This window comes from Muriicola sp. E247 (assembly GCF_041358175.1).
GTDB lineage: Bacteria > Bacteroidota > Bacteroidia > Flavobacteriales > Flavobacteriaceae > Muriicola.
Genome location: NZ_JBGKBE010000017.1, coordinates 1 through 7,794, shown reverse-complemented (window position 1 = coordinate 7,794; position 7,794 = coordinate 1). Strand labels below are relative to the sequence as shown.

The following is a 7,794-nucleotide window of genomic DNA, read 5'->3' as shown; positions in this document are numbered from 1 at the left end:
GGGATATTAACAATGACAATAATTGACATAATCTTTAATTGGGGTGACTTCAAGCAAGGATTCAACGAGGGATATAATAAAGCGACTAATAAAACTGAAATTTTGAAAAAATAACAACGCAAGCCAACAACGGCTATAATTCAGCGCTGTATTAGAACTTCCCTGAAATTTCCTACATTTAAATAAAACATAGAAATGGCATGAATAGGATAGAGGTCAGGGCTCGCTTTTTCCAACGTTAATTTTTTTGCCAAAGGCAAAAACCCAACGCTCAGCTCGCCCCTAATATTGCGCCGAAATCATAGCCAAGACCGTTATAGACAATTAAAATGAGAAGCATACTAATTTTAGTGCTAATCCTAATACCTTCCACTTATCAAGGATACACGCAAAATTTCCAAACCATTGTGGCATTTGGTGATAGTTTCACGGATAATGGCTTTATAGATGGCAATGGCTTTGATAGGGACACAAATGGATATGTTTGGGTGGAATACCTAAGCGAAATGATGAATTGTCAAAAATTGGATAACAGAGCATGGGGTGGCGCTAGAACGGATAATGGACATTTTATGGGTTTTGATTGGTCAGGATTCAATTGGCAAGTCGATCATTATGAGCCTAAAACCAATCCAGAGGAGACCTTATATGCTGTTTGGATTGGGGTCAATGACTATTGGGATAACAAAGAAGATCCATCAAATTCAGTGAAGAACATTAAAAATGGTTTAGATAAATTAATCGAAAAAGGAGCAAAATACTTCGTCATTTTCAATAATTTCGACTTGACCATATCCTTAGGCTATGGGCCAAATACAGAATATCATTACCTAATTCCTTCTGTGCAAAAATTGACCAAAAAGTTCAATGAAGAACTTTACAGTATGTTGTACCAAGAAAAAACGGGACTGACATATAACCATCCTGAGATCAAGACTTATTTTATTGACATCTATACGTTTATGAACGATTTAGTTGCAAATAATCTATTTAAAAACCAACCCTGGAGAGGAACATATAAAAAGCCAGATTCTAAAGAACACCTATGGTATGATGAATGGCACCCAATGACTAGATACCATAAACAAATTGCAGAATTAGTATTGGAAGAAATTAAAAAATAATTCCGAAATAAAAACTGTCTATAACAACGGCTATAATCCAGCGCTGCTTTCCTTCTTAATTGAAATTTCCTACATTTAAATAAAACAAGGAACTGGCTTAAATATGAAATGGTCAGGGCTCGCTTTTTCCGGCGTTAATTTTTCTTGCAAGGCAGGAAATCCGACGCTGAGCTTCGCCCTTAACACCGCGCCGAGATAATAGCCAAGACCGTTACCATACATTTTGAAAAAATTAATTTACCATGTTCTAGTTTTAATCTTGTCCATTATACCATTTACTTTGAGTGGGCAGGATTCATTTGAAAACAAAATACTTGGGACATGGGAACATGAAAAACCCAATAAAGACCCTGAACTTTTGTTGCGTACTAATAGTTATGTAGACTCAACTATTACTGAAACAAGTATTTATCTATTCCAGAAAGACGGAGTTTTAGATATCAAAGAATCCTACGGACAATTCAAAACGAACTATACAGTTTCAGACTCGACTTTAAAGTTAGGATCACGGAGCTATAAAATACTTGAATTGAGTGATAATACAATGACCCTAGAAGAGTTTGGAGATTTAGTTCTTTTCAAGAAGATGCTGAATTTCAAAAGGACTGAAACTCAAATTGAGCCTATTCAAGGGGAAGAAAAAATATCTGAAATTTTTGAAAATGGGAATCCAAAAGTTTTTGGTCTTAAGGAAAATGGATTTAAGAACGGTATATGGATAGAATGGCACGAAAATGGACAAATTAAAAGCATTTCGTATTACAACAATGAAGCACCATTAATGATTATGAAATTTGATAAAGAAGGGGTTCTACTGTCAAAGCAATGGTATGACTTAAATTCAAATTCATATCGGACTGACTAAAAAACGTATGGTAACAACGGCTATAATCCAGCGCTGCTTTAGAACTTCCCTGAAATTTCCTACATTTAATTAAAACAAGGAACTGGCTAGAATGTCAAACGGTCAGGGCTCGCTTTTGCCCGCCTTCCGTAGTCACGTACGGAGGACAGGCCGGCGCTAATTTTTCCTGCAAGGCAGGAAACCCACCGCTGAGCTTCGCCCTTAACACCGCGCCGAGATCATAGCCAAGACCGTTAGGCAAAATTATATATTGAATTCTTCCTTAAAACAATACAAGAATCTTAATTCAAAACACAGAAAGATAATTTTTTATGTAATTATCGGATCATTGTTGTTTGCAGTGTCCATGATTGCTCTTGGTTTTACAGGAAATGAACTCATTTTTAATAACCAAAAGATTGAAATAACTGGTGTTTATGGTGAGACAATTCCTTTGTCTGAAATAAAGTCTATTGAACTTGTTAAGAAAAGGCCCGGGTTATCTCGGAAGATTCATGGTTTTTCAATTGGCTATAGAAAAAAGGGATATTTCAAAACTAAAGACGGTGAAAAAATTAAGGCGATTATAAACAAAGATTACCTACCCTGGATTTTAATAATAAAAGAAACAGGAGAACATATATATTTCTCTTCTGGCAAAGGTTCCAATGAAAAACTTTTTAAGAAAATAGAAAAAACTTTGCCTAACAACGGCTATAATCCAGCGCTGCTTTCTCAATAATTTGAAATTTCCTACATTTAAATAAAACTAAAACTGGCTTCAATGGTTTATGGCCAGGGCTCGCTTTTGCCTGGGCTAATTTTTTTGCTAAAGGCAAAAACCCAACGCACAGCTCGCCCCTAATATCGCGCCGAGATCATAGCCAAGACCGTTAGCTTTAATTTAAATAAAAAAATATGTTCGGAAAAAGAGCTATTCTTCCTTTTATACTAATAATAGCAAGTATTATTTTATTGGTGTTAAATATTAGTAGCCTAGATGAGGAAGAGAATTCAGGAAGAATTTATGGTCTTATTTCTAATGCACTATTAATTTTTGCTATGATTCTTGTTATTATAGGAAATCGCAAGTCCTCGAAAGAAAAATAAACTAAAGCTAACAACGGCTATAATCCAGCGCTGCTTTCTCAATAATTTGAAATTTCCTACATTTAAATAAAACAAGGAACTGGCTTAAATAGGGCAGAGGCCAGGGCTCGCTTTTTCCGGCGCTAATTTTTTCTGCAAAGTGCAGAAAAGCCAAAACGAAGCTCGCCCTTAACGCCGCGCCGAGATCATAGCCAAGACCGTTGTGCGTCACCTAAAAGAAATCGAAAATAGATATATCATGAGAAATCAAATTTCGCTTTTACTGCTACTTCTCTTTGTGGCACAAGTAGCCAAAGGGCAGTCAACTAACTCAAAAATAGAAAAAGAAGCGCTCATTAGAGCGGACAAGGCTTGGTCCCATGCAGCAAAAACTAATGACATGGAGAAATTATGGTCTTTCTGGGAAGATGAAGCAATCATATTATTGTCAGTAGATATGACCCTAAAAGGGGTCGACCAAATAAAACGATTTACTACTCAAGCCAGGACAGATCCTAATTTTGAAATTAGTTGGGAGGTTCAAGGTGCAGAAGTATCAGAAAAAGCAGATATGGGATATACCTATGGAATTGGTAAAGTGCAAAGAACAAATGAAGCAGGAGAATTGATTACCGCTGCAAAACCCTATTTAACCGTTTGGAAAAAACAGACTGATGGTACGTGGAAGTGCAAAATTGAAAACTAGTAACGTCTAAATAATTAGTGATACTGTAAAAAGGCGCACGCACAACAATGTATATAAGCCATTGAAACGGCTCATATACTGGACCGTTGTGGTTAATTTGAAAATACTAAATGAATAAAGAAAATGTCTTATTAATATTATGGATAATCTTCGGATTTATATTCATTAGCGGAATTGATTCAATCCTATACTTCATTACTTACCTAATATATTTTGCGAAATCTGAATTGGGACTCTCTTATGCTATTATGAAATTTTTGATGCCTATAACCACTCTGATTTTGTATGCTATGACAACTTTTTTGATTTTAAAAAAAATTAAATGGCATTCATCTTCAAGTGGAATTTATCTGACTAAATTCCCAAAAAAAATATTTATAGTGCTTGCTCTAATTGCATTGACCTTAAATCCAATTACGTATAAATTATCTAGCCTCTATTCTGAACACTCGACTAGAATGGAAAATATTGAGACTTCTGACTTTCTTCAGATGTACGGATGGATGACTTCTGGAATATACATTTCAAGATGGCTGATTTTAATTATTCTGTCAATTCTATTTATTAAAAAACTAAATCTAATTGAAAATAAAAACTAACCACAACAACGGCTATAATCCAGCTGGTCTTTTCCACTACCTTGAAATTTCCTACATTTAATAAAAACATAACTGGTTTAAATCTCAACGGCGGTCAAGGAAGCCGAGATTATAGCCGGGACCGTTACCTGCAAGCTGAATTATGATACCGAATTCGATTATACAAGAAATAACAAATAGAATTGCAAATTCTACAGAAAAAGTATTGGACGGCAGACTTAAAGGCGAAATTGAAACTGAGCCTTCGTTTACTGATCGTCTCCTGGCCAGAATAGAAACAGATTTTGAAAAGCCCCTATTTGCAGATAACCAAGGTGATATTTCAATAAGTGCACGTACGCTTCGTGATCGCGGCCGAGGCTCATCCGAAAAAAAATATGGTGCTGACATTGCGACCGTTTTGGACGTTGAACTAGACGATTTTAAAGTTAATAAAGGCATATTAATTCAATCCAAAATTGTTAAAAATGCTTCTTTGCTTTGTGAATCAAATATTGACGCTGAATATCGACGAAATAAATTCTTCTTGAGAAATTCAGAAATATCGCATCGGAAAACAGGTACAATAGAATACAGCATCACCCCAACTCTTTTAGACGAACTAAAGGAACAATGTAAATTAATGTTGGAAATTACTCCTGACAGTTTCGTGTTCTTATACGCCGAAGATGACATTTATGTAGTTTCAGCTTCTTCTGTTATTAGAAAGAAAAGAGTAGGAACGAAGGTGAAATTTCATTGTAAAAATTTGACTTTGTTCATGACCGAATATTTGAAATGTTTCCTAGGCGATTTAAAGTTAAACGGAACAAGGGATGCTGATTTCGAAAAATTAAGAGAAGCCTATAAAGCGAGGAATATTTTACAATTAAGTTTACTCCATAAAAGCGCCAGCAGGTAACAAAGTATATAACACATTGCCAAAATTTGGCTAACTTTAAACTCTCCCCTACTTTTAAACCTTAGTTACGACTGAATAATATAAAACTACAATTATGGCAACATGCCATATACAATACCGTTGTACACAATTATCAAAACTTAATCTTCATTGAAAACTAAATTGAATCTTTGGCTTATATGTAGTTTCATATGCGCTGCATTGTTGACGTTTTGGATTCATGGAAAGCTCACTCATCATGTCGGGGATATAACGTTTGATAGAAACCAGGATTCTACTGAATTTAAACTTTGTAATGACGAAAATATTTATCAATACTACTCAATAAATACTCATTATGAAGGAGGCAAACGGGCCATAAAAGAAAAACTTCAAAATCAATTTTCAAATATATTGCTTCCAGAAACTGGATTATTAACTATCCGTTTTATACTTAACTGTGAGGGTAAGACTGGACGTTTCCGAGCTAAAATGATCAATAATTCATTGAAGGATATTGATGTCTCCAAATACGATCTATCCCCATTATTTTTGTCCATTTCTGAACTGAAAGATTGGAATCTTGGAATAATTAGGAACGAACCACAAAATAGTTTTTATCAAATAAGTTTTAAACTGCATGAAGGTCAACTTACTGATATTTTTTAGGGAATGAATTTAGTCGTCAAGATCATAAAAATAGTCTTCGCTCTTGTCTTTACGGCTTACTCTCTATTGATTGTCTATCAATTATTTCTAGCGCCAAAAGAACAACGCTTTCATTTAGCCGCAAATATGCAAGGAGTAGGTTTGTCACAAACTATGTTTAGCATCCTAAATTGGCAGCATCCAAATTATTCCGATGCCTTTTTTGAACGTTCTGTACCATTTAATAAACGAGGAGAATATGCCATAGGATTTAAATACCTGGATAAGGCTATAGAAATTGAACCTGAAAAGCACCTTGATTATAGGGGATATATGAAATTGAGATTCCTAAGAGATTATCAAGGGGCATTAATGGATTTTGATAGACTTGATAATTTAACCCCTGATATCGTTGATGCGCCCTGGGGAGAGGATATCGACTTTCTTAGAGGTGAAAGTTATTACGGACTTAAGGATTATGCTAAAGCTATTGAATGCTTCCAACGAAGTGTAAATAATCAGGGGGTGGATTGGGCAGACGTTCAAACTTTCGTTTACGATGGTTTATGTAATTATGAACTTGCTAACTACAAAGAAGCAATTTCATCATATGAAGAAGCTTTAAAACAATATGAACAGACTTGTGAAGCATATTTCGGCTTGGGAAAAACCTATTTGCAACTAGGAGATTCTCTAACTGCCAGTGCATATTTAAAAAAAGCCAAAGAGAACATCAGATTTAAAAGAGAAGATTATTATAAAGAATATTTGAATGAAATCTATCTGGAGGAGATAGATGATTTATTGAGAAAGCTCGAAAAATAACTGTGTACAACAACGGCTATAACTCATGGCTTATCGCTTGGCCGTTTTTTCCTATTTTTAAAGAAACATAAAAACGTCTGGCGCTTGCCACGAAGTCATAGCCAAGACCGTTAGGCACAATCTTATGCTAAAAAAAATCGCTCTAGTCATCTTTTCAAATTTGTGCCTCTTAACTTTCGGACAAAAGGAGCAATCGGACTTAAGCAATTTCTTTTCAAAGTCCGAGATTAAGGACTTGAATCTCATTGCGGACTTTTTTCAGAAGGAACTTTGTGGAAATGTGGACAAGACAAAATTTGGTGAGTGTTTGATACGTTCCATCCCCCACCTTTTAGACTTGGAACAAAATTATCTAGAGAAAAAAGTTAGTTGGAGAAAACAGAAAAAATTATACTCCAAAATCTCGGATACAACTTTTCAGAAAATCTGGAGTCTTTGCAAATCTTGGAGGACTATTGAACCAAAATATGAATACGAAGAACTTTGTTTTAGCCTCAATAAAACTTTTATAGATTTTGTGAAAAACTTGGCAAAATCAAACCCTTTAATTGAAGCATACTCACGGAATTTAGAAAATGTTGGAAGCTTCCCTTTCTGGAGATACTTCCTGGGCAATGTGCGCGATTACCCGGAAAGAATTGATTTGGAGAATAGAGGAGTTCAAACCCTTGTAGCAATCCACTTCTTAACCTTGAACGACCAAGCGAAAAGAGACAAAAAGGCGATTAGACTTGAAAAGTGGGATTTAAGAAAAAAGAATAGAGAACTTAAACGGAAAAATAAATAAAAAACTGTGCCTAACAACGGCTATAATCCAGCGCTGTTTTAGAACTTACTTGAAAATTCCTACATTTATTTAAAACAAGGAACTGGCATGAATAGGGTAGAGACCAAGGCTCGCTTTTTCCAAGGCTAATTTTTTCTGCAAAGTGCAGAAAAGCCAAAACGAAGCTCGCCTTTAACGACGCGCCGAGATCATAGCCAAGACCGTTACCAATAATTGCGCTTTTAGGAGTTGTCAAGAATTGTAAAAGAATAAGTTGAAGTTCTTTCCTCAATTTAGCATTAACCCCAAAAGA

The 7,794-nt window shown here is 35.2% G+C and carries 9 protein-coding genes; 8 read left to right on the top strand and 1 reads right to left on the bottom strand.

What is annotated here, in order from left to right; all coding sequences use genetic code 11:
• The first annotated feature begins 329 nt into the window (after window positions 1–329).
• From ACA086_RS14740 to ACA086_RS14705, 8 genes are all read left to right on the top strand, one after another.
• On the top strand, window positions 330–1,124 hold the full coding sequence (locus ACA086_RS14740) for an SGNH/GDSL hydrolase family protein (protein ID WP_371004109.1): 795 nt from the start codon (window positions 330–332) through the stop codon (window positions 1,122–1,124).
• A 223-nt stretch (window positions 1,125–1,347) separates the two neighbouring features.
• Window positions 1,348–1,989, top strand: a complete 642-nt coding sequence (locus ACA086_RS14735; protein ID WP_371004108.1) for a hypothetical protein — start codon at window positions 1,348–1,350, stop codon at window positions 1,987–1,989.
• 250 nt (window positions 1,990–2,239) lie between these two features.
• The gene (locus ACA086_RS14730) at window positions 2,240–2,710 is read left to right on the top strand and encodes a hypothetical protein (protein ID WP_371004107.1); all 471 of its coding nucleotides are present in this window, start codon (window positions 2,240–2,242) and stop codon (window positions 2,708–2,710) included.
• Between the two features lie 606 nt (window positions 2,711–3,316).
• Entirely contained in the window at window positions 3,317–3,763 is a 447-nt protein-coding gene (locus ACA086_RS14725) for a DUF4440 domain-containing protein (RefSeq protein ID WP_371004106.1), read from the top strand.
• 741 nt (window positions 3,764–4,504) lie between these two features.
• Entirely contained in the window at window positions 4,505–5,263 is a 759-nt protein-coding gene (locus tag ACA086_RS14720) for a hypothetical protein (protein WP_371004105.1), read from the top strand.
• 150 nt (window positions 5,264–5,413) lie between these two features.
• Window positions 5,414–5,911: a hypothetical protein gene (locus ACA086_RS14715; protein ID WP_371004104.1), complete on the top strand. Its 498-nt coding sequence runs from the start codon at window positions 5,414–5,416 to the stop codon at window positions 5,909–5,911.
• 3 nt (window positions 5,912–5,914) lie between these two features.
• Window positions 5,915–6,715 carry a tetratricopeptide repeat protein gene (locus ACA086_RS14710; RefSeq protein ID WP_371004103.1) on the top strand — a complete coding sequence of 267 codons (801 nt, stop codon included), beginning with the start codon at window positions 5,915–5,917 and terminating at the stop codon, window positions 6,713–6,715.
• 307 nt (window positions 6,716–7,022) lie between these two features.
• The gene (locus ACA086_RS14705) at window positions 7,023–7,502 is read left to right on the top strand and encodes a hypothetical protein (protein WP_371004102.1); all 480 of its coding nucleotides are present in this window, start codon (window positions 7,023–7,025) and stop codon (window positions 7,500–7,502) included.
• Between the two features lie 10 nt (window positions 7,503–7,512).
• On the opposite strand, the gene ACA086_RS14700 is transcribed toward ACA086_RS14705, so the two are convergent.
• The coding region (locus tag ACA086_RS14700) for a hypothetical protein (RefSeq protein ID WP_371004101.1) at window positions 7,513–7,794 on the bottom strand (282 nt) is incomplete at its 5' end.

What these genes read in the sequence shown, in the direction of transcription:
- ACA086_RS14740 (WP_371004109.1), top strand. Translation starts at nt 330, where the DNA reads ATGAGAAGCATACTAATTTTAGTGCTAATCCTAATACCTTCCACTTAT.
- ACA086_RS14725 (WP_371004106.1), top strand. Translation starts at nt 3,317, where the DNA reads ATGAGAAATCAAATTTCGCTTTTACTGCTACTTCTCTTTGTGGCACAA.
- ACA086_RS14720 (WP_371004105.1), top strand. Translation starts at nt 4,505, where the DNA reads ATGATACCGAATTCGATTATACAAGAAATAACAAATAGAATTGCAAAT.
- ACA086_RS14710 (WP_371004103.1), top strand. Translation starts at nt 5,915, where the DNA reads ATGAATTTAGTCGTCAAGATCATAAAAATAGTCTTCGCTCTTGTCTTT.